This is a genomic window from Candidatus Saccharimonadia bacterium, assembly GCA_035544015.1.
GTDB lineage: Bacteria > Patescibacteriota > Saccharimonadia > UBA4664 > UBA4664 > UBA5169.
The window spans coordinates 1-1,588 of record DATKIP010000087.1 but is presented as its reverse complement, the minus strand read 5'-3'; the positions used below and the strand labels follow the sequence as shown (position 1 = coordinate 1,588).

2 protein-coding genes are annotated in these 1,588 nt (G+C 60.1%); one reads left to right on the top strand and one right to left on the bottom strand.

Annotated elements, in window-relative coordinates; all coding sequences use genetic code 11:
* Window positions 1-259: 259 nt before the first annotated feature.
* Window positions 260-1,198, bottom strand: a complete 939-nt coding sequence (locus VMT30_06255; protein ID HVQ44542.1) for an IS5 family transposase — start codon at window positions 1,196-1,198, stop codon at window positions 260-262.
* A 166-nt stretch (window positions 1,199-1,364) separates the two neighbouring features.
* Here VMT30_06255 and VMT30_06250 point away from each other — a divergent pair.
* Window positions 1,365-1,588: IS5/IS1182 family transposase (locus VMT30_06250; protein HVQ44541.1), on the top strand; the 224-nt coding region annotated here is incomplete at its 3' end.

Here is a 1,588-nt window from a genome sequence, read left to right as displayed (position 1 = left end):
GTCTCATGGTAGCTCGTCGCCGTCGCGGTACGACTGGGGCCGACACCCCCTCCGTTGATCTGCCGGGCGGAACGCAGAGCATTCAGAGAGCAGTGGCGGTGTTGCGCATTCTGGCGACGGCCCGCGAGACCGGCCTAAGGAACCTCTGAGCAACGTCACTTTTTCACAGTCGGTTGATGGCGGTGCCGGGTTTTCGTCGTTTATCCAGGTTCCTGCGGAGTGACGACCTTCCGCAGGGAGGCTTTCGCCCCCGTCTTCGTCATGCGGACGCGAGTGTCCTGCGGGCAAGGAATAGGTTGGCGAGCGCGAGCAGCGCGAAGACCTGCGCGCCGTTCTTGGCGATGCCACGATAGCGAACCTTGCGATAGCCGAATTGGCATTTCATCACCCGGAACACGTGCTCGACCTTGGCGCGGATTTTCCCGAACCGACGGTTGCGTCGGCGTTGCGATATCGACAGTGGGCGTCCGGGCTTCGCTTTCGCCTTTACGGCCCACAGAACGCCCGCTGCTTCCGCCTGCCGTTGCTTCCGGTCGTTGGCATAACCCTTGTCGCCGTACACGGCACGATCATCCTCACGGATCAGATTGTCCATCACCTTGGCGTCATGCACGCTGCCCGTGGTCACGCCCGCCGTGTGTACGAGCCCGCTCTTAGCATCGACGCCGATGTGTGCCTTCATGCCAAAGTACCACTGGTTGCCCTTCTTCGATGAGCGCATCTCGGGATCACGCTTTTGCGCCTCGTTCTTCGTCGACGGGGATGCCGCGATCAGCGTCGCGTCGACGATGGTGCCGCCACGCAGTAGCGCACCGCGGGCCTCCAGAAGCTCCGAAACAGCGGCGAATACCGCCTTCGTCAACTCGTGGCGCTCCAGGAGATGCCGGAAGTTCAAGATGGTCGTCTCGTCGGGAATTGCGTCGCGTCCGAGCTCCAGACCTGCGAACGCGCGCATCGAGCAGATGTCGTAAAGCACTTCTTCCGCGCCGGGATCGGAGAGGTTGTACCACTGCTGCAGGCAATAAATCCGCAGCATCACGGCCAACGGAAAAGGCCGCCGCCCGCCATTCGGACCAGCCTTGGGATAATGGGGCTCGATCACAGCTTCGAGCGCGACCCAAGGCACCACGGCCGCCATCTCAGCCAGGAACACATCACGCTTCGTGTGCTTCTTCTTGGCCGCATAGAAGTGTGCCACGATCGTCAGGTTGTTCAGAGATTCCTTAGCTGAAATATGTATTCGACGATTTCTGCGCGATCAGGCAAGTAGATAAACTCGGTCCGATCCTCGCTCAGTCCTAAGGAATCTCTGAACAACCTGACGATCGTGGCACACTTGGATCATTGATTCGGGGAGTGCTCTGATGGACCAGCTGAGTTTTGCATCGCTCGACTATGCGGCCAAGAAGAAGCGCACGAAGCGTGATGTGTTCCTGGCTGAGATGGCTGCTGTGGTGCCTTGGGTCGCGCTCGAAGCTGTGATCGAGCCCCATTATCCCAAGGCTGGTCCGAATGGCGGGCGGCGGCCTTTTCCGTTGGCCGTGATGCTGCGGATTTATTGCCTGCAGCAGTGGTACAACCTCTCCGA